Origin of the sequence: Chryseobacterium sp. LAM-KRS1 (assembly GCF_013184525.1) — a bacterium.
Classification (GTDB): domain Bacteria; phylum Bacteroidota; class Bacteroidia; order Flavobacteriales; family Weeksellaceae; genus Chryseobacterium; species Chryseobacterium proteolyticum.
Genome location: NZ_JAAOIZ010000001.1, coordinates 402,915 through 422,406, shown reverse-complemented (window position 1 = coordinate 422,406; position 19,492 = coordinate 402,915). Strand labels below are relative to the sequence as shown.

16 protein-coding genes are annotated in these 19,492 nt (G+C 36.5%); 7 read left to right on the top strand and 9 right to left on the bottom strand.

Features of this window, described 5'->3' with window-relative positions:
* Nucleotides 1-5 precede the first annotated feature (5 nt).
* Nucleotides 6-2,453: a primosomal protein N' gene (gene priA, locus G9C87_RS01845; RefSeq protein ID WP_172277510.1), complete on the bottom strand. Its 2,448-nt coding sequence runs from the start codon at nucleotides 2,451-2,453 to the stop codon at nucleotides 6-8.
* 103 nt (nucleotides 2,454-2,556) lie between these two features.
* Here priA and G9C87_RS01840 point away from each other — a divergent pair, with 103 nt between their 5' ends.
* Nucleotides 2,557-3,306 (top strand): sulfite exporter TauE/SafE family protein, encoded by a 750-nt coding sequence (locus G9C87_RS01840; RefSeq protein WP_172277507.1) that lies wholly within the window; start codon nucleotides 2,557-2,559, stop codon nucleotides 3,304-3,306.
* Here the strand turns inward: G9C87_RS01840 and G9C87_RS01835 are convergent.
* The 4 genes from G9C87_RS01835 to G9C87_RS01820 all read right to left on the bottom strand — a co-directional run bounded on the left by G9C87_RS01835 (nucleotide 3,303) and on the right by G9C87_RS01820 (nucleotide 8,680).
* Nucleotides 3,303-4,214 (bottom strand): AEC family transporter, encoded by a 912-nt coding sequence (locus tag G9C87_RS01835; protein ID WP_172277504.1) that lies wholly within the window; start codon nucleotides 4,212-4,214, stop codon nucleotides 3,303-3,305. The two genes, G9C87_RS01840 and G9C87_RS01835, sit on opposite strands and share 4 nt — an antisense overlap.
* Before the next feature lie 118 nt (nucleotides 4,215-4,332).
* Entirely contained in the window at nucleotides 4,333-6,813 is a 2,481-nt protein-coding gene (locus tag G9C87_RS01830; protein ID WP_172277501.1) for a beta-mannosidase, read from the bottom strand.
* A 164-nt stretch (nucleotides 6,814-6,977) separates the two neighbouring features.
* Nucleotides 6,978-7,640 (bottom strand): copper homeostasis protein CutC, encoded by a 663-nt coding sequence (locus G9C87_RS01825; RefSeq protein WP_172277498.1) that lies wholly within the window; start codon nucleotides 7,638-7,640, stop codon nucleotides 6,978-6,980.
* A gap of 47 nt (nucleotides 7,641-7,687) precedes the next feature.
* Complete coding sequence (locus G9C87_RS01820) at nucleotides 7,688-8,680, bottom strand: isoaspartyl peptidase/L-asparaginase family protein (RefSeq protein ID WP_172277495.1); 993 nt, start codon at nucleotides 8,678-8,680, stop codon at nucleotides 7,688-7,690.
* Nucleotides 8,681-8,908: 228 nt separating this feature from the next.
* Here G9C87_RS01820 and G9C87_RS01815 point away from each other — a divergent pair, with 228 nt between their 5' ends.
* Nucleotides 8,909-9,931, top strand: coding sequence for a serine hydrolase domain-containing protein (locus G9C87_RS01815; protein WP_172277492.1), 1,023 nt, complete (start codon nucleotides 8,909-8,911; stop codon nucleotides 9,929-9,931).
* Nucleotides 9,932-10,014: 83 nt separating this feature from the next.
* Here G9C87_RS01815 and G9C87_RS01810 read toward each other — a convergent pair whose 3' ends face one another.
* Complete coding sequence (locus G9C87_RS01810) at nucleotides 10,015-12,279, bottom strand: family 20 glycosylhydrolase (protein ID WP_194304219.1); 2,265 nt, start codon at nucleotides 12,277-12,279, stop codon at nucleotides 10,015-10,017.
* Nucleotides 12,280-12,386: 107 nt separating this feature from the next.
* On the opposite strand from G9C87_RS01810, the gene G9C87_RS01805 reads away from it, so the two are divergent.
* The 3 genes from G9C87_RS01805 (at nucleotide 12,387) to G9C87_RS01795 (ending at nucleotide 14,706) form a co-directional block, all read left to right on the top strand.
* Complete coding sequence (locus tag G9C87_RS01805) at nucleotides 12,387-13,202, top strand: DUF4197 domain-containing protein (RefSeq protein ID WP_172277489.1); 816 nt, start codon at nucleotides 12,387-12,389, stop codon at nucleotides 13,200-13,202.
* Nucleotides 13,203-13,436: 234 nt separating this feature from the next.
* On the top strand, nucleotides 13,437-13,814 hold the full coding sequence (locus G9C87_RS01800; RefSeq protein WP_172277486.1) for a hypothetical protein: 378 nt from the start codon (nucleotides 13,437-13,439) through the stop codon (nucleotides 13,812-13,814).
* 4 nt (nucleotides 13,815-13,818) lie between these two features.
* Nucleotides 13,819-14,706, top strand: a complete 888-nt coding sequence (locus G9C87_RS01795; RefSeq protein WP_172277483.1) for a hypothetical protein — start codon at nucleotides 13,819-13,821, stop codon at nucleotides 14,704-14,706.
* Between the two features lie 49 nt (nucleotides 14,707-14,755).
* Here the strand turns inward: G9C87_RS01795 and G9C87_RS01790 are convergent, their stop codons facing one another.
* On the bottom strand, nucleotides 14,756-15,409 hold the full coding sequence (locus G9C87_RS01790) for a CoA transferase subunit B (RefSeq protein WP_099766518.1): 654 nt from the start codon (nucleotides 15,407-15,409) through the stop codon (nucleotides 14,756-14,758).
* A 121-nt stretch (nucleotides 15,410-15,530) separates the two neighbouring features.
* Here G9C87_RS01790 and G9C87_RS01785 point away from each other — a divergent pair, with 121 nt between their 5' ends.
* Entirely contained in the window at nucleotides 15,531-17,336 is a 1,806-nt protein-coding gene (locus G9C87_RS01785) for an ABC transporter ATP-binding protein (protein WP_172277480.1), read from the top strand.
* A 76-nt stretch (nucleotides 17,337-17,412) separates the two neighbouring features.
* On the opposite strand, the gene G9C87_RS01780 is transcribed toward G9C87_RS01785, so the two are convergent.
* Together G9C87_RS01780 and G9C87_RS01775 are read right to left on the bottom strand one after the other, a co-directional pair.
* Nucleotides 17,413-18,114: a CoA transferase subunit A gene (locus G9C87_RS01780; protein ID WP_172277477.1), complete on the bottom strand. Its 702-nt coding sequence runs from the start codon at nucleotides 18,112-18,114 to the stop codon at nucleotides 17,413-17,415.
* Nucleotides 18,115-18,222: 108 nt separating this feature from the next.
* Nucleotides 18,223-18,831, bottom strand: coding sequence for a hypothetical protein (locus tag G9C87_RS01775; protein WP_172277474.1), 609 nt, complete (start codon nucleotides 18,829-18,831; stop codon nucleotides 18,223-18,225).
* A 236-nt stretch (nucleotides 18,832-19,067) separates the two neighbouring features.
* Here G9C87_RS01775 and G9C87_RS01770 point away from each other — a divergent pair, with 236 nt between their 5' ends.
* Nucleotides 19,068-19,442: a hypothetical protein gene (locus G9C87_RS01770; RefSeq protein WP_172277471.1), complete on the top strand. Its 375-nt coding sequence runs from the start codon at nucleotides 19,068-19,070 to the stop codon at nucleotides 19,440-19,442.
* Nucleotides 19,443-19,492: the final 50 nt, after the last annotated feature.

Here is a 19,492-nt window from a genome sequence, read left to right as displayed (position 1 = left end):
AATTGTTAAAAATCCACGAAAACGTCTTTTTTGATGCTCTGATAAGCAGTTATTTCATCAAAATCTTTTAAACTTAGCAAAACCTGCTCTTTGTATTTTTCATAGTTTTTTCCACGGGGAAGTTTGAGTAATATCTGGAACTGATACAGATTATTAATCCTTGCAATCTGAGACCTTTCCGGACCTAAAACACATTCTTCCGGAAGGTATTTTCTTAGAACAGAACCCAGAAACTGGGAAGCCCTGTTTACTTTATCTTCTCTCCTGTGTTTCAGCTCAATCATAATAAGCTTTGTGAAAGGCGGATAATGGAATTTCTGGCGCTCTTTTAAAAAATAGTAGTATATCTTGGAAACCTTATTCATTTTGATCAGCTGAAAGACTGAATGCTCAGGATTAAATGTTTGAATATAGATTTTTCCTTTTCCAGACACCCGTCCTGCCCTTCCCGCAACCTGGGTAATCAGCTGGAAGGCCCTTTCTTCAGCTCTGAAGTCCTGTACATATAATAAAGAATCCGCTTTAGGAATAGCGACCAGTTCAATATGATCGAAATCCAATCCTTTTGAAATCATCTGTGTGCCCACTACAATATCAGTTTCCCTGTCTTCAATCTTTTCATAAAGTTTTTCATAGGCAAATTTTTTCCGCATGGAATCGACATCCATACGATCTACCTCGTTTTCAGGAAATAATTTGGAAACTTCTTCATGGATCTGTTCAACACCAACTCCTCTTTCATTCAGATTCTCTGAATGGCATTTCGGACATACTTTAGGCCTGGAAGCCCGTTGTCCGCAATAATGGCATTTCATTTCATTCGCAGCCTTATGATATGTCATTACCACATCACAATTGGAACAATAATTAACATATCCACAGGATTCACATTCCAGAACATTGGCATAACCACGGCGGTTATGAAGTATAATAGCCTGATTCCGCTCTTCCAGTACTTTTTTTATTTCATCGATCAGTTGTAACGAGAAATTTCCTGAAACTTTTTTAGAATCCTGAGCTTCTTTAAAATTTATAAGTTCAAATTCCGGCAACTGAACATTTCCGAATCTTTCATTAAGGAAAACATATTTCATTTTCTCCTTACGGGCTAGATAATAGCTTTCCACGGAAGGAGTGGCAGAACCTAAGATCACACGGGCATCATAAAAATTACCAAATACCAAGGCAGAATCTTTTGCATTAAAATAAGGGGAAACCTCCCGGGCTTTATAAGCAGAATCATGCTCTTCATCTACAATGACCAACCCAAGATTCTGGTAGGGCAGAAACAGTGCATTTCTTGTTCCTATAAGGATTTGGATATCATTATTTTTGATTCTTCTCCAGACCTCTACTTTTTCAAAATCCGTTAGCTTCTGGTGATAGAAGCCCAATTTCCGACCGTATTTTTTTTCAAGCCTCTGCGTAATTTGTTTGGTAAGAGAAATTTCAGGAAGCAAAAACAAAACATTTTTGCCCTGCTGAACACACTCCTCTATCTTCTCTAAATAAATATGGGTTTTTCCCGATGAAGTCACCCCATGAAGCAGTACATTTCTTCTTTCTTCAAAAGCTTCATCAACTGCCTCTTTTGCTTCTTTCTGAGCCTCGGAAAGCGCTTCTATATCTTCTATTTCCCCATCATAACTTTCCAGCCTGTCTTTTTGCAGATAATATTCTTCGATGAAGTTTTTATCTACCAGAGGCTTTAAATGGGAATGCCCAAACACTCCATCTTCAAAAAGATCTGACTTTTTAATAAAAGTATCCGGATTCTCAGTCTGATGCGATAAAATGAGAAGAAAAAGATCCTTTTGCTTAGGTGCTTTGTTCAGTTTTCCGAGAATTACAGTAAGACTTTCATTGTTTAAAAGTTCTTCGTTGATCCTGACGTAAGCAACTTCTTTCGCTTTGTATTTTTCGCCAATCTTTTCATCGATTTCAATGTATTGCAGATCAATCAACGAATTGATTGTTTTTATAATATCTTTTTTAGGAATAAAAGCTTCAAGATCTGTAAGATTGATAAGTTGCCGGACTTCAAGTGCCTGAATGAGATACATTTCATTAACATCCAGATTTTCAAAATCAACTGTTACGTTCGGCTTTAATTTCAGATATGTTTCACTTTCAAGCTTTAATGAGGAAGGAAATGCAAAACGATAGATTTCACCCAAATTACAAAGGTAATAGGCAGAAAGCCAGTTCCAGAAACCGATCTGCTCCTGAGGCAAAATAGGAGATTCGTCCAGAATGCTAATGATTTCCCTTGGAATAAACCCTTCCGGTTCTGTATCATGAATTTCAAAAACAATTCCTGTGTAGATTTTTTTTCCACGAAACGGAACTAAAACCCTCATTCCGGTTTGTAGTAACGGCATTAGCTCTTCAGGCACTTTGTAAGTAAAAGAACCTTTTAAATTTAATGGTAAAACAATTTGGGCGTATCGCAAGAGAAATGATTAAAGTGTAAAATTAAATCATTCTTCACAGAACTGCAATTTTTTATGAGTTGTTCGCCATTTTGTAACCTATATTTGTTATTCAATTTGATTCATGGAAAATTGTATCCTGCTTTTTTTTATTGGACTCCTGGCCGGAGCGATTAATGCAGCAGCTGGCGGTGGATCATTTATTACATTTCCCGCACTTGTATATGCCGGTGTTCCCCCGATTCAGGCCAATGCTTCAAGTACCGTTGCCCTGTTTCCGGGAAGCTTAGCCAGTGCATGGAAATTCAGAGAATATATTAAACCTTTCCCTGCTATTTCAATAGTAGCGATGATTATACTGACTCTGCTGGGAGGTTGTGCCGGAGGTCTGTTATTGCTATATACACCATCCAGTGGATTCAATCTTGTCGTTCCATGGTTGCTTTTGTTAGGTTCCATGGCTTTTGCATTTGGGAGGCAGGCCGGTAACTGGTTGAGAAAGAAAATGCATATCGGAGCGGGATTAGTACTGGGTGCTCAGTTTCTTTTAGGAATATATGGCGGTTACTTTGGTGGAGCCGTAGGAATAATGATGATGGCCGTTTGGGCGTTATTCGGTTTATCGGATATTAAAGTAATCAATGCCAATAAAACCCTGTTTACAGGAATTGCCAATGCGGTAGCTGTTGTACTTTTTATTTTTGCAGGGAAGGTTTACTGGCCGGAAACCTGCACCATGATGGTTGCCACAATTTCAGGAGGTTATTTTGGAGCTCATTTTACAAAAAAGCTGGATCCTGTAAAACTGCGTACAGGAATAGTTATCTTCAATTTCTTTATTACTGCGGTTTTTTTCGTCAAAACTTATTTTTAATTAAAAAATATTTCAATTATTCTATACCAGATAGCGGTTGTTAAGAATCCGACGATAATACTGAATCCGATGGTTAAATTAGTGAGTTTGGTATTCAGCCTGAACTGTTCGGCAATAATACTTGAAGTTACAAGAGTAGGCATTGCAGCTTCGAAGATGGTAATTTTGGCAATATCTCCCTTAATGCCTGAAAGAAAAGCCAATCCCAAAACAATCGCCGGTGCCAGAATCAGCTTATACAGCATAGATACAGACATTTGGGGAATGAGTTTTTTCCAGCCATTAAATTTTAACTGTAACCCCACGGAAAACAAAGCTAATGGACTTACTGTCGCAGCTAATTTATCAAAGAAGGGCTCAGCAGCTGTAAAATCAATAAACTGGGAGAGGATCAGCGCACTGATACATCCAATTAACGGAGGAAATGTAATCAATCTTTTCAAAATGAATACCGCACTTACTTTCCCCGACCTACTACCTCCTTTTACTGCGGCAATAATTCCCAAGGTAGAAAGACTGAAAAACATAGTCTGATCACAAATAATAGCAATGCTCAAAAGGCTTTCTCCATAAAAAGCACTTATTAATGGAAAACCGATAAAGGAAGTATTGCTGTATCCGCTAATAAGCTCCATTGTACTTTGTGAACGCCTTGAATAACCTTTTTTCTTGCTATAAACCGACATAAACACAAAACTGAATACCGCAATAAGGAATGTCGCCACAATAGGAAAAAGCATTTCCAGTGTCCAGTGAACTTTAGGTAAATATTTAAATGAAACGGCAGGCAGGGCCAGGTAAAGAATCCAGGTATTGATTCCTTTATGGGCATCCGGATGAATTGACTTGGTTGATCTGAATACCATTCCAGCCAAAATACATACCGCTATCAAAACAAAATTCACCATAATTGTGTCTAAATATGTTGCAAATGTAAGATTGATTTTTCAGCCGGACATAGAAATTGAATCGATTTTTAACCGAAAACTATGCATGGACTATCTTTTTCTCTGGATTTTACTATAATCAGGGATTAATGACGTCCCATAAACTCATCACTTCTATTTTATCCAATGGCTTTGAAAGTTTAATACGTCTTGGTTTTTTGGGAAGCAAATCAAAGAAGTTATCACTGAAATGAGTATCTCCCATCAGATAAATATTTTTAGTTAAAACATCCGTAGATATTTCGATCTCTGAAGAAGATATTTTTTTGATATGTACCGCAGGTTTTGAGAGCTTCAGATCTTTAGGCTTTACAAGGAAATAAGTATTTTGTGCTATTTCTTTGTTACTTTTATCATTTAAAGCCACATTTAGAAATACTTCGTTCCTGGAAAACCGGCCAAGTATCTTTTCAATTTCTATTGGATCAAAGGATATAATATCCTTTAAATTCCTGTTCCCGGAATAAATCCTGTTAATAATCTCCCCTTTAAATGTGGTTACTTCTATGGTTGCACTTACACCGTTCAAGTCCTGTATAAGATCGTTAACAGCAAATAAATTCAGTTTATTGTCCTTTTCTTCTGCCAGAATAACCTGCTGCTCAAAACTCCTTTTGACCTGGTAGTGCAAAGCTTTCCAATTTCCGGAATAATCGATAGAAGACCACGAAACCACAGGCCAACAATCGTTAAGCTGCCAATATAACGTTCCCATATTATAAGGTTTTGCTCTTCGATGTGCTTCAATAGCGATTTGCATTCCACGTGCCTGCAGCAGTTGTGAGATGTAATTGTATTTTATAAAATCAGCAGGTACAGGATAATCCCGTTCTATATATGTATTGATGATTTCCCAACCTCTTGCATGCTTTTCATGTGCTTTTATAGTACCATTATTCAGATCGAGTTGAGGAGTTCCGGAAAACATAGTTTTCGTGGTCTCAAGACTTGGCATTCCCTGAAATCCATATTCAGACATGAAACGCCCTACTTTTTCATTATACACTTCAAAGGGCTGTTCACCCCACCACACGCCCCAGTAATGAGAGTCACCTTCTGTAAGGCTTTCCTTATGGCCCCAGCCGATCGATGGCGAGCTTGGCCAATATATATTCTTATCAGAGGCCAGCTTTTCTTTTAATGTGTTGGGAATTAATTCATGAAAGACCTTTCTGTAATCTTTCCAAACCTGCAAAGAATCTTCTTTCGAATATTTAAATTGTTTCTGGTATCCCCAGTTGACAATAGCTTCGTCTACTTCATTGTTTCCACACCATAAAGCTATGGAAGGATGATTCTGCAAACGGGTGACCTGATCTTTTACCTCCTCTTTTACATTGTTCAGAAAATCCGCATCAGAGGGATAAAAACTTCCCGCAAACATAAAATCCTGCCACACGAGAATTCCATTCTCATCACATGCCTTATAAAACTCATCATCTTCATAAATCCCACCACCCCAAACGCGGATCATGTTGATATTTGCTTCTTTGCAATCTTTTATCAGTTTCTGATATTTTTCTTTCGTAATCCTTGGTGAAAAGCTATCTGCCGGAATCCAGTTTGTGCCTTTAATGTATAACGGTTGATTATTGACCTTAAAATAGAAAGACTTCCCTTTTTCATCCTTTTCCTGAACCAGTTCTATAGTTCTGAATCCCGTTCTCAGGCTTTTTGCATGAATCTCTTTTTCTCCTTTTAAAAGATTAATTTTAAAATCATAAAGATTGGCATCTCCCCAACCATTTGGCTGCCAGATTTTCAATCCATCGATTTGATAGGGAAATCTTATTTTATTTTCACCTTTTCCAAGAGAAAAGGTCTTTTGGGAATTATTGATTTTTAAGGCATAATTACCTGGTGTCTGTACTTCGATATCAACTTCAAAGCTAAAATTACCTTTAGGTTCCCCCGATACATTTTGTAAATCCTTTATGCTTTTAATCTTAGCATCATTCCAGAAGTCCAGTTTTACCTCTTTCCATATTCCTGCCGTAACCAATCTCGGACCCCAGTCCCAACCAAACTGATACTGTGCCTTTCTAACAAAGCTTCTAGGGCTTTCAGGCATCGTGAAAGGAACTTTTTGAGCCAGCTTTTTACCTTCTTCTACAGCAGACCTGAATGAAATCTTTAGAATATTGTCGCCCGGTTTCAGATAATTTTTAACAGGAATACTCCATTTTCTAAACATGTTATCCGTCTTCTGAAGAAGTTTTCCATTAAGGTAAATTTCAGAAAAGGTATCCAGGCCTTCAAATACAAGATCTATATTTTGGTTTTTCAGCTCGTGTGATGAAATTTTAAAATGGGTCTGATAATCCCAGTTTTCATTTTCTACCCATTGGACTTTTTTCTCATTTTCATCTTTAAATGGATCGGGGATCAATTTATTATCCATCAAATCCTGATGCACGGTTCCCGGTACTTTTGCAGAAAGCCACTGAGTTTCTTTTGAGTTTTTAAACTGCCATTTTTCGGATGATAAACTGCGCTCGGAAAATTGTGCACTAAGAAAATTGTGAATAAGAAAAAAGGTAATAAGTATGGTTTTATTCATTGATGAGTTTATTTACAATTCTAAGAATTCCATCTTTTATAAGGAGTTCATCAGAATGAATGGGCAGGCCTGGTTAAATGGCAGATTGTTAATTGTTTTTAAATCTTTATATTAAAAATTTAATGATCATTATCAGGAACCGTGGTTGGCAGTATCAGATTCTGTTATTTATTCTTCAAAGCAATTACCTCATCTGCGTCGGCAAACTGCCCACCATCCGTAATAGCTGAAGAATGAAAATAGGCTGCGTTTGTAAATTCACGGATATCCTGGATATTGATTGATCTTAGTCCTCCACCCACAAGAATTTCTATTCTCCCATTTGAAAGCTCTACCAATTTTTTCAGATTTTCTTTACCCTCGGAAACATTAGGTTTCTGTCCGGAAGTAAGAATCGTTTTAAAACCACAGCTGATCACTTTTTCCAATGAGCTTTCTAAACCTTTTGCCCTGTCAAAGGCACGGTGAAAAGTGCAAGGTAACGGATATGCTATTTCAACCAGGGTTTTATTTTGTTCCATATTAACCTCATCATTCTCATCTAAAATTCCGAAAACAAAGCCGTCGACATTAAGAGATTTAAGCTGGGTAAGCTCACTTTTCATCTGTTCAAATTCTTCATTTGTATAAGTGAAATTTCCTCCACGGGGACGGATCATGACAAAAACAGGAATGTTTATCTTTTCTCTTAGTTTTTTAGTCGTTTCAAAATCTGGTGTAGTTCCTCCTTCACTTAAACCATCACATAATTCTATTCTGTCTGCCCCATTTTCAAAAGCAACGATGGCAGAATGAGGATTAAAACATGCTATTTCTATCTTTGACATTTTTAATTTTTTAGGAATTAGTAAAAATAATTTCTGATTTCTGATTATTATTTCAAGGCAAACTCAGGAGTTTCCAGCCTGTTTCCTTTTTGGTCATGTACCGCAAAATTAAACCCGTCCTGTATGCAATAAGATCCATATTCCCCGTTTTTATTTAATGCAATAAAACCTACCTGAATATCTTTCAGATTTTTATTTCTTCTATGTGCAATCTTTACAATTCTTTCAACCGCTTCTTTGCAGGCTTGCTGCGGATTTCTTCCTTGTCTCATCAGTTCCACAACCAGGTGAGTTCCAACAGTTCTTATTACTTCTTCACCATGTCCCGTTGCTGTAGCGGCACCCACTTCGTTATCTACGAATAATCCGGCTCCGATAATGGGAGAATCTCCTACCCTTCCGTGCATTTTAAAGGCCATACCGCTGGTAGTACAAGCTCCGGAAAGATTTCCCTGAGCGTCCAATGCAATCATTCCGATGGTATCATGGTTTTCAATATTTACGATAGGTTGGTACTTGCTGTTTTTAAGCCATTCCTTCCATTCTTTTTCAGATTCTGGCGTTAATAGGTTTTCTTTTTTAAACCCCTGAGACAGGGCAAACTGAAAAGCACCATCTCCTACCAGCATAACGTGTGGAGTCTTTTCCATCACGGCTCTGGCTACAGAAATTGGATTTTTAATATTTTCAATACAGGCAACCGATCCGATGTTGTAGTTTTCATCCATGATACAGGCATCAAGTGTTACTCTTCCATCTCTGTCCGGGCGTCCGCCATATCCCACGCTTCTTTCCGTGGGATCCAACTCTACCAAACGTACTCCTTTTTCAACAGCATCTAACGCTCTTCCGTTTTTGCCAAGAATCGTCCATGCTTCCTCATTGGCCTTTAAACCAAAATTCCAGGTTGACAGGACGATCGGTTTGTTTATGGTTTTATGACTTTCAGGTAATGGACCAGCCATTAGATCTAGCGGATTTACGGCAAGAGCCAAAGAAGCAACTGCTGTCTTTTTGATAAAGTTTCGTCTGCTTTGCATATCAGGTTTATTAGGCTTACAAATTAGCAATTTTCCTGCTGGTACAAAAGTAAAAAAACAACAGATCCTATTTCATCGCGTTTAGCAATCCTCATTACAAAAAGTCTTAAAAACAATCTTCATATCATTGATCGGAATATTTCGGAATTCATATCAGCAAGATGGAAATTCACCCCTGTAACTTTTCATTTACATTACTGACTTATTGTATGTTAAACTTTTTCAACCATGATCAGAATTTCAGTTATTTTAGGTAGTGTTTTATTCATTTTATTTTCCTGCAACAAAAAATCAGAAAAAGATATTCTTATAAATTTTTACAAGAAAGGGAAATTTAATGGTATCGTTCTCATAGTTGAAAAAGGAAAAATAATATGTGATACAGCATTGGGATATAAAAATTTTGAAGACAAAAAACTTATGACCAAGGATACGCCGTTCTGTATTGCGTCTGTAACCAAACCTTTTACTGCAACAGCGATTATGCTTTTACAGCAGGAGCACAAGTTGTCGTTTGATGATAAAGCAAGCCAATATCTAATGGACCTTCCGGAATATGCACAAAATATCAGTATCAGACAATTGCTTAACCACACTTCAGGATTAAAGGATTATGAGAATGTTTTGATCTCAGACAACAGGATCACCAATGAAGATGTCCTGGCCTTTCTAAAAAAGCAACCCGGATTAACATTTCCTTCCGGCAGTCAATTCGAATATTGTAATAGTGGATATATCATACTTGGACAAATTATAGAGGCTGTATCCGGACAGTCATATAAAAATTTTATTCAAAATAGAATTTTTGCTCCTTTGAATATGCAGAATTCATTTGTTTTTGATGCTCAAACGGTACCGCCTTCCGATATTGCCAAAGCGTATGATATAGATAAAAAACCGGATGATTATTTTCTTTTAACATTGGGGGATGGAGGGATCTATTCTACGACATGGGATCTATATAAATTCGACCAGGCTTTAAGAAAGCATCAGTTACTGAATAAGGAAAACACAAAAATTATGTATGAACTGCCCGTTTTAAAAAATGGAAAAACGAGTGATTATGCATTCGGATGGTACATTTCTGACGATACCGCAATGCATACCGGTGGAATCAATGGATTCAGAAGTATTATCTGGAGAGACCTGAGCGACAATACCTGTATTATTGCTTTGACGAATCAGGGAGATGCCTTTCCGGTGTATCAATTTCTGGAAACTGAGAAAAAGTCGATACGGAAACGAAAGTAAGTAATCCATTCACTATTATAATCCAATATGATATAATTTCAATAGATCTTACTCCCTGGTCTCCTAATGCTTTCTGATATTGATTAATTCATCCCAATCTCATCTACAAAAAGCCAGGCTTTAGAATCAGCTCCCGGATTTCCGGCAGGAATAATTCCTGCATTTTCAATTTTAACTTTAATATATGCCGCGTTCTGATTACCAACATTGAGTTTTACTTTTCCTTTTACATTCTGAATTTCATCTTTTCCAATTTCTTTGATCATTTTAAAATTTACATTATCATCAGAAACAAAGACCTGTGCTCCTTTGGCTAAATGAATCCAGCTTCCTTTATTTTCAAGGGTATTAAAATAAACTTCTGAAAACTGAGTTTTTACTCCTAAGTCAATAACTGCTACAACATCTTTTCCCTGAAAGCCTAACCATGTTTTTCCCAGCTGTTTTTGATTACCCAAAATTCCGTCCACCAAAGTAAACGCTCCGCCAAAAGAATAATTTTCGCTGGGCTGTTGTTCCAGAGTGATCTTCTTTCCCGTTGTTTTGGAAGGAATAAATGATTGGGAAGAAACCGCACTTTTTATCTGTCCATCTTCGAAATAGGCAGACTTTATGGTCATAGCTCTTGAAACAGGGATAGGCTCCTTATAAAATGGTGAATTTACTGTTGGATCTGTACCATCGGTTGTATATTTTATTCCCTGGGAATTTTGAGAAGTTGATAATTCATATGCAACACCTTTGGCAGAAGGTGTTACTTTTCCTGAAATATTATAAATGCTTTTCGCATAGTTAATCTTCATTTTATCTAAAACCTTAAACTGCCGGATAACCCTGTTTTCAAATTCTTTATAATTCTTAGGATCAGAAGTTCCCCATGCTACTTCTGAAAGTGCCATTATTCTTGGAAAAATCATATACTGGACATGCTTAAAATCCAATATATATTCGGTCCATAAGTTAGCCTGAACACCTAAAATATATTTAGCTTCCTCAGCAGTAAGCTCTGAAGGAACCGGATCGTAAGAATATACTTTATCTAAAGGAGTAAATCCTCCAAAAGCATTAGGTTCGGACTGGGGATCCCCCTGATAATGGTCAAAATAACAGAAAGCTCCGGGAGTCATTACAGCAAAATGTTTTGATTTTGCAGCTTCAATTCCTCCATTGACACCTGTCCAGCTCATTACCGCAGCGTTTGGTGCCAGACCTCCTTCCAGAATCTCATCCCATCCGATTATTTTCCGCCCTTTGCTATTTACATATTTTTCTATAGTCTGGATAAAATAGCTTTGTAATCCATGCTCATCTTTCAGATTGTTCTTTTTGATCAGCTCCTGACAATGCGGGCACTCTTTCCATCGTGTCTTAGGACATTCATCCCCACCAATATGGATATACTGAGAAGGAAATAACTTTATCACCTCATCCAGGACATTTTCTAAAAATGTAAATGTTTCTTTTTTAGGACAAAAAACATCATCAAAGACGCCCCACTTTGTGGCAGGTTCAAAAGGTCCTTTCGTACACGCCAACTCAGGATAGGCCGAAAGTGCTGCTAAAGCATGTCCGGGCATTTCAATTTCAGGTACAATTGTGATATGACGCTGTTCTGCATACTTAACCACATCCTTAATCTGTTCCTGAGTATAAAAATAAGGGCCATATGGTTTTCCGTCAAAGGTATTATCTACATAGGCTCCAATCATAGATTCTTTTCTCCTGGAGCCAATTTCAGTCAGCTTCGGATATTTCTTGATTTCAATTCTCCATCCCTGATCATCGGTTAAATGCCAATGAAAGGTATTTAGCTTATACATGGCCAGATAATCAATATACTGCTTTACTTCATCTACCGTAAAGAAATGACGGCAAACATCCAGATGCATTCCTCTCCATGCAAATTTTGGATTATCTTTAATTTCCATAGCGGGAATCTCTCCTTTTTCCTGATACTCATCAAACAACTGGATCAAGGTTTGAACAGCAAGAAAATAACCTTGATTAGTGTAAGAACTTATAAAAATCCTTTTGGGAGAAATATCAATAGAATATCTTTCTTTATCACCCTGCGGGTCAATCGGCATTTTGGGTTGTGGAATCAGCATATGCATTATATGAACTTTTTCCGTACTTCCTGAGGATTGAAATGTAACGCGAGCACCAAGATGCTTTTTGAAATATTCCGTTTCCTCTTTTGGAAGTTTATCATTCAGTATCAATGTTTTGGGGATCACAAATTTACCTTCCTGAATCGTTAAACTTTGCGGGTAAGGAATTAAACTTGGTTTAGTTTGCGAAAAAAACAGATTGGAAATCATAAGGGAAAAGACCAATAATAAACGCATTATTTTGTGTAATTTAGATTTAAGCGAATATAATTAATTTCTGAAAAAAGTCAGTGAATTATTTAACCTATTATGATATAAAAGATCTAATTTTGCAAAAATATACAATGAGAAAAACAATTTTTTTAGCGGTAAGTCTGGTGTTTTCATTTTCAGCACAAGCACAACTTTTAGATATCATAAAATCTACAGTTAAGGAAAAAACAGGGGTTGACCTTAACAATACAGGAAAAATAAAGAACACTTCTACAGGAACAACTGTAACCACAACTCCATCACCCAACAGAACCTCTTCAGTTAATCTGAATAATCTTACTTCTACCCAAATTTCGTCCGGATTAAAGGAAGCCTTAAGTATGGGAGTGAATGATGGTGTGAAGAAGCTTGCTTTAACTGATGGTTTTTTCAAAAATGAAGCCGTAAAAATTTTAATGCCCGAAAAACTAAGAAAGGTAGACACGACCTTGCGTTCTTTGGGAATGGGAAAACTCGCTGATGAGGGAGTGAAATTATTAAACAGAGCTGCTGAAGATGCCGTAACAGAAGCTGCTCCTATTTTCACCAATGCCATTACATCAATGACAATTACTGATGCCAAAAATATTTTATTGGGCTCAAATCATGCGGCGACTAATTATCTGCAAACTAAAACCCAGAACCAGCTCTTTACAGCGTTCCAGCCAAAAGTACAGGCTTCATTGGGAAAAGTGGGAGCTGACACCCTTTGGAAAAGCCTTATTTCAAAGTACAATACTTTTACAGGGCAATCTGTAACTACTGATTTGAATGAATATGTGACTACAGAAACAATTAATGGCGTTTTCAAAATGGTTGCAGATAAAGAAAACGGGATCAGAAATACTCCAGCCATGAGAACTACCAGTATTTTACAAAAAGTTTTTGGAGCTCAGGACGGTAAATAATCAATTATGAATAGTTGAAAAAACTCAATTTATAACATCTAGATACAAAATAAAAAGGCTGTTTTAGAATTTGAGCAGCCTTTCGTATTAAAGTGCATTGCAAATCATGTAATTCTTCTTTTTTAAGATATAATAGTCAGGAATTCTGTAAACATAACAATTTTTTCATAACTTCAATTCCGTATATAAAATACAATCAGCGAAGTAAATCAACAAACACAAAAATAAACAACCATGAAAAAATTAATGTATACTTTTCTTGTTTTCAGTCTGTTCGCAGCTTGTTTACCCATGTCCGGAAGTCCTATGACAGCTTTTATTGTGAAAAACACTTCAGACAAGCCCGTTAGCTTTACCTCTAGTGTTATCAAAATGTCGCAAAGTTTTGGAGCACAGGAAGTCTCTAATTCTTTTACGGTAAAACCTCATGACAGTATTATTGTGAGGCAGACTTATTTCAAAAAAGACGGTACCAATCCTCAAAAATGGTTTTCAAAGTTCGACATATCACCAGTAGATGGTGTGGAATTAAATGATCCTCAACTTGCAGAAAATTGGAAAAAGGGATCCAAAGATAATGTTCCCACATATACATTTACCATTAATAAATAAGGACATGAAGATCTTTAAAATCTTAACCATTTTCTTCTGTTCAATGTGCTTTTCTCAGGAAAATAATATCCTCACAAGACTTTCCGCGTTGAATAATAATGGCAAAATCTGGTACAATATAGATGGATATAGTGTTACAAGTGAGGTTTTCAATAATTCTTTTGATGAAAAAGGGCTTTCAAAGGTTTTAAAAAAACATAAAATTTCAGATTCTGAACTAAAAACAAGAGATGAGAAAATCAATAGTAAAAACTTCTTTCTAACCAAACAACAAAAAATTTCAGGAAACAGCTTTCAAACAAATAATTATTATTTCGTTGAAAATCCGAATAAGACAATCACTGTAGTATGGTTTATAAAAAACGGAAAAACAGATCAAGATACTGAAGAAAAGCTCGTTAATGCAATTATTGAGAATAGAATTCCGGAGGAGAATTTTGTTTCTATGAATATCAGTTCAATTAATTTTGCCGGAAGAAAAATAGAACTTGGCAGTAATTGTTACTGGACCTTCCTCAATACAGTTCAATGCCCATATGCAGGTGAGATGAACTGGTCTGTTCACAGAACATTACAGGATGCAAAAGAAGCTGTTGAAAACCAATTGAATGTAACAAAATCTAAAGGAGGAGGAAAAATTACATCCGAAGAAATGATTGATATTAATTTTCTGGATGTACCCACAAAAGCAAAAAAAATAGTGTATGACTTTACGGGCCTAACTTCTGTTCTTACAAAAATGTCCGGCGGAAAGTCTTTAACAATCTACTATATCGCAGAAAATATACGAGATCAAAATATAAGCTGCGTGATAAGTTTCTGGAACAACGATGAAATAAATCCACAAACAAAGCTTCCTGCTCTTCCTGAAAAACTAATGAAACTTAATTAACCGATGATAAAAAAGGCTGTTAATGATAACAGCCTTTCTTTTGTTTTTATTAAAATTGCATTTCGGGAATTTCTCCTTCAATGATCAGATCTGCTTCTGTAGATTGTACAATATGCTCTACGGACACTCCAGGTGCTCTTTCAACAAGCTTAAAACCAGCTGGTGTTACATCTAAAACAGCGAGTTCCGTAACTACTCTTTTCACACAATTTACTCCTGTTAAAGGAAGTGTACATTTTTTCAGGATTTTACTTTCTCCTGCTTTATTTACATGCATCATCGCAACAATGATATTTTCAGCAGAAGCTACCAAATCCATCGCTCCGCCCATTCCTTTTACCATTTTTCCAGGAATCTTCCAGTTGGCAATATCTCCGTTTTCAGAAACTTCCATTGCGCCAAGGATCGTAAGATCTACTTTCTGCCCACGGATCATCCCAAAACTAAAAGCGGAATCAAAAAATGAACCTCCTGGTAGTATTGTAATGGTCTGCTTTCCTGCATTGATGATATCAGCATCTTCTTCTCCTTCAAAAGGGAAAGGTCCCATTCCCAAAACTCCATTTTCACTCTGAAATTCTACTGAAATGCCATCAGGAACGTAGTTGGCAACCAAAGTGGGAATCCCTATTCCCAGATTTACATAATAACGATCTTTTAATTCTTTTGAGATTCTTTTAGCAATTTGTTCTTTTGTGAGCATAGTAAAAACTTAGACTGCAATTTAATTATTTTCAATAGAATACAAAAGGGCTTTGTTATTGAAAATTATTAACATAATAAGTCGAAATAATATCTCTAATTTTGCAACATTATTTAACAGAATGAAAATACTTTTAAAATACCTTAAACCTTACCAGTGGTTGATTATTCTTTCATTGTTATTAGCAACCATTAATCAGGTATTCTCTTTATTTGCTCCGGCAATAACGGGTAATATTCTCGATAAACTGGTTACCCATCCTAATTTTTTTGATAAAGAAAAGCTTTTACCAAGAAACCTGAACCAATATTTATACGGGGACGGCATTTATCATGGTGTATTCTATTTCTTATCCCTCCTTATCGGAACAGCCATGGTGAGCAGGATCGCCAAAGCTTTTCAGGATTATGCAGTAAGTGTTATCACCCAAAAGTTCGGGGCAAAAATTTTCACGGACGGCTTAAAGCATTCTATGGCATTGCCATATCAGGAATTTGAAGACCAGAGAAGTGGTGAAACCCTTTCTATTTTAACGAAAGTAAGAGAAGATACTGTAAAGTTCATCAGTAATTTTATTAATATTTTCTTCGGAATTCTGGTCAGTATCATTTTCGTTGCTGTGTATGCTATTCGCTTACATTGGTCAATCATGCCGGTATACATTTGTGGAATATTTCTGATTGCATTCATCACGAATTTATTAAGCAAGAGAATAAAGAGTATCCAGAAAAATATTGTTTCGGAAACCACAGCTCTGGCAGGAAGTACTACAGAAAGCCTTAGAAATATAGAAATTGTAAAAAGTCTGGGATTAACCAATCAGGAAGTCATCCGCTTAAACAATAATACCTATAAAATTCTGGGGCTTGAACTTAGAAAAGTCAAAAGCATCCGTTCTTTAAGTTTTATCCAGGGAACAATGGTTAATTTTCTTCAACAGCTGATCACCCTGACTTTATTACTTTTAATTTTTAAAAATATTGTAACTCCGGGACAATATTTATCGCTGATGTTTTATGGCTTCTTTATCTTCGGACCTATGCAGGAGATCGGAAATATCATTATTTCTTATCGAGAGGCTGAAGCTTCCCTTCTTAATTTTGACCGTTTAATGAAAAAAACAGTCGAGGAAAAACCCCTTCATCCTAAACAGATCGGTGCTATTGAAGAATTGGAGTTCAAACATGTTTCTTTCAAACATCAATCAGCTCAGTATAAAGCGTTAAACAATATATCTTTTACCGTAAAAAACGGAGAAACAATTGCTTTTGTTGGTCCCAGTGGTTCCGGAAAAAGTACTCTGGTAAAACTTTTGGTTGGGCTCTATCGTCCTCAGGAAGGAAATATTTTTTATAATAATATCAATGGGAAAGAATTTGATTTTGATGAATTGAGGAATCAAATTGGCTTTGTAACTCAGGACACCCAGCTTTTTGCAGGAACCATTAAAGAAAACCTTCTTTTCGTAAATCCAAAGGCTACTGAGGTAGAACTTCAAATAGCTTTACAAAAATCAAGCTGTACTGCTTTACTGGAAAGGGCTGAAAAAGGTATAGAAACCGTAATTGGAGAAGGTGGATTGAAATTAAGTGGCGGGGAAAAGCAAAGAATTGCGATTGCAAGGGCTTTATTACGAAGACCTCACCTGTTAATTTTTGACGAAGCCACTTCAGCTTTGGACAGTATTACGGAAGAAGAAATAACTTCCACCATCAAAAGCATATCGGAGGAAAAAGAACAAATCACAGTATTGATTGCCCATCGTCTAAGCACCATTATGCATGCCGACCGGATTTATGTACTTGAACGAGGCCAAGTCATAGAAATGGGATCCCATGATAATCTGATTGCCGAAAAAGGATTATACTATGCCATGTGGAGACAACAGATCGGAGAAAGGAAAATGGTAATTCCCGAAGAATCATAAGAAGAATGATAAATAAAGCGCCGGAAAATATTTTCCGGCGCTTTATTTATATGAATACTCTCTTTCAAACGAAGACTTAATCTTTTTTCCTTACTGTTCTTTGCTCAATTCGCTTTTCGAATTTATCACCCTGGAATATTCTCTGAATCATAATTCCTGGAATATGGACTTCATTAGGATCCAATTCTCCCGGTTCTACCAATTCTTCTACTTCTGCTATTGTAATTTTTGCAGCCCCGGCCATTGGATGATTAAAATTTCTTGCAGATCCTTTGAAGATCAGATTTCCTGCATGATCTCCTTTCCACGCTTTTACAATAGAGTAATCTGCATTATAGGCATGTTCAAGAATGTGAGGCTTACCGTTAAATTCCTTTACTTCTTTACCTGCCGCTATTTCAGTCCCATATCCTGCAGGTGTATAAAACGCAGGAATTCCGGCTTGCGCAGCTCTGCATTTTTCAGCAAGGGTCCCTTGTGGAGTAAGTTCAACATCAAGTTCCCCGGAAAGCATCTGTCTTTCGAATTCTGCATTCTCCCCTACATAAGAAGAGATCATTTTTTTAATCTGTCTTTTATGCAACAATAATCCCAATCCAAAATCATCAACTCCAGCGTTGTTGGAAATGCACGTCAGATCTTTCACATCACTTTCTACCAAAGCATTAATGGAGTTTTCAGGAATACCGCAAAGGCCGAATCCCCCCAGCATTAGTGTCATCCCATCCTGAATTCCTTCTATAGCTTCCTTTGCATTTTTTACTCTTTTATCTATCATGAAATATTAGATTTTTCTGTTGGCTAAATTTAATAATTTTCTTTTAAATCAAGGCACACAGGATTTTTATTTAAATAGATAAAAGTGAAACACCATTTTAGATAATTGCTAAAAATCCAGCAAACCATCAGAAAGGGCCTTCCATTGAATTTTAGAAATTCCCATCATTCCTCCTATGCCTACCATGATATTTCTGATCTTATCAATAAAAGAAGCATTAAAATTGGGTGATTCATTCCTTCCGTAAATTGCTGCCATTATTTCCCTGCCATTATTTGAGATCATAAAAGTTGACGTAGCTTTACTGCTGTAAAAGTGTGCTATACGGTTGTTTTTGGAGTTTCCCGGAATTTTGGATGGTCTGCAGGTTATACTAATACGTTCAAATGCCCCTGTATGATGAGAGGAAATATTGACTATCTGTACCCAATCGTATCCTTTTGCTTCTTTTTCTCCGGGACCAGGTATATCAATACGGATGTAATCATCAATTTCAGGAGATCGGTCAAGAGGTTTTCCTTTTGAATCATACAATTTAAAATCGGCTGTGAGAGCGCCACTGTACTCCCTCCACTGATTCACTGAAAAAAATCTTTTTTTCAAAACAGAAAACTTTTGCTTGTTCAATTCAGGATCGTCAAATTGTTTTTTACTTTCAGTATCATGAAATCCTCCACTCTTTTGTTGGGGAACTCCCGGAATTTCTTTAGGTTTCATAATTTCATCTTTTAAAATTGAACATATAAGGAACTCACATTTTAGCTTTATTCACTGGTAAACTAAGATTCATAAAGTTAACCGGACCGGTAAAAACTATTTTATGACCAGGCTCATAAAACCAACAATTCCAATTACTACGACAATATACAGACCAAATCCTAATGGTCTGAATTTTGGAGTTCATGTATAAAAGAATTATAAAATTCTGAGTACATACAACCAATCACATTATTATGGAAACGAAAGACATATCAAGAATAGGACTTGGTGCATTTCTGATTACTGCAGGAATCAGTCACCTTACATTTGCAAGGAAAGAATTTCAGGCTCAGGTTCCCGAATGGGTTCCTTTAAAAAAAGATGATACGGTGGTATATTCCGGAATCGTAGAAATACTCCTGGGAACAGCAACGATCGTGACTCCTAAAAAGTATCGAAAAACAATGGGAAAAGTTGTTGCAGGCTTTTTTGCAGCGGTTCTTCCCGGAAATATTGCCCAATATAAAAACAGAAGGGATTCTTTCGGCCTGAACACCGATAATCAGAGATTCGCAAGACTTTTCATGCAGGCTCCTTTAATCGCATGGGCATTAAAATCCACGGATTAAAGTAAACTATTTATCTTCATTAGGTAATCTTAATAAAAAAAGAGGGAACA

Bases quoted from the DNA above. Each gene is read 5' to 3' on its own strand.
- G9C87_RS01840 (WP_172277507.1), top strand. From the start codon at position 2,557: ATGGAAAATTGTATCCTGCTTTTTTTTATTGGACTCCTGGCCGGAGCG.
- G9C87_RS01835 (WP_172277504.1), bottom strand. From the start codon at position 4,214: ATGGTGAATTTTGTTTTGATAGCGGTATGTATTTTGGCTGGAATGGTA.
- G9C87_RS01830 (WP_172277501.1), bottom strand. From the start codon at position 6,813: ATGAATAAAACCATACTTATTACCTTTTTTCTTATTCACAATTTTCTT.
- G9C87_RS01825 (WP_172277498.1), bottom strand. From the start codon at position 7,640: ATGTCAAAGATAGAAATAGCATGTTTTAATCCTCATTCTGCCATCGTT.
- G9C87_RS01820 (WP_172277495.1), bottom strand. From the start codon at position 8,680: ATGCAAAGCAGACGAAACTTTATCAAAAAGACAGCAGTTGCTTCTTTG.
- G9C87_RS01815 (WP_172277492.1), top strand. From the start codon at position 8,909: ATGATCAGAATTTCAGTTATTTTAGGTAGTGTTTTATTCATTTTATTT.
- G9C87_RS01810 (WP_194304219.1), bottom strand. From the start codon at position 12,279: ATGCGTTTATTATTGGTCTTTTCCCTTATGATTTCCAATCTGTTTTTT.
- G9C87_RS01805 (WP_172277489.1), top strand. From the start codon at position 12,387: ATGAGAAAAACAATTTTTTTAGCGGTAAGTCTGGTGTTTTCATTTTCA.
- G9C87_RS01800 (WP_172277486.1), top strand. From the start codon at position 13,437: ATGAAAAAATTAATGTATACTTTTCTTGTTTTCAGTCTGTTCGCAGCT.
- G9C87_RS01795 (WP_172277483.1), top strand. From the start codon at position 13,819: ATGAAGATCTTTAAAATCTTAACCATTTTCTTCTGTTCAATGTGCTTT.
- G9C87_RS01790 (WP_099766518.1), bottom strand. From the start codon at position 15,409: ATGCTCACAAAAGAACAAATTGCTAAAAGAATCTCAAAAGAATTAAAA.
- G9C87_RS01785 (WP_172277480.1), top strand. From the start codon at position 15,531: ATGAAAATACTTTTAAAATACCTTAAACCTTACCAGTGGTTGATTATT.
- G9C87_RS01780 (WP_172277477.1), bottom strand. From the start codon at position 18,114: ATGATAGATAAAAGAGTAAAAAATGCAAAGGAAGCTATAGAAGGAATT.
- G9C87_RS01775 (WP_172277474.1), bottom strand. From the start codon at position 18,831: ATGAAACCTAAAGAAATTCCGGGAGTTCCCCAACAAAAGAGTGGAGGA.
- G9C87_RS01770 (WP_172277471.1), top strand. From the start codon at position 19,068: ATGGAAACGAAAGACATATCAAGAATAGGACTTGGTGCATTTCTGATT.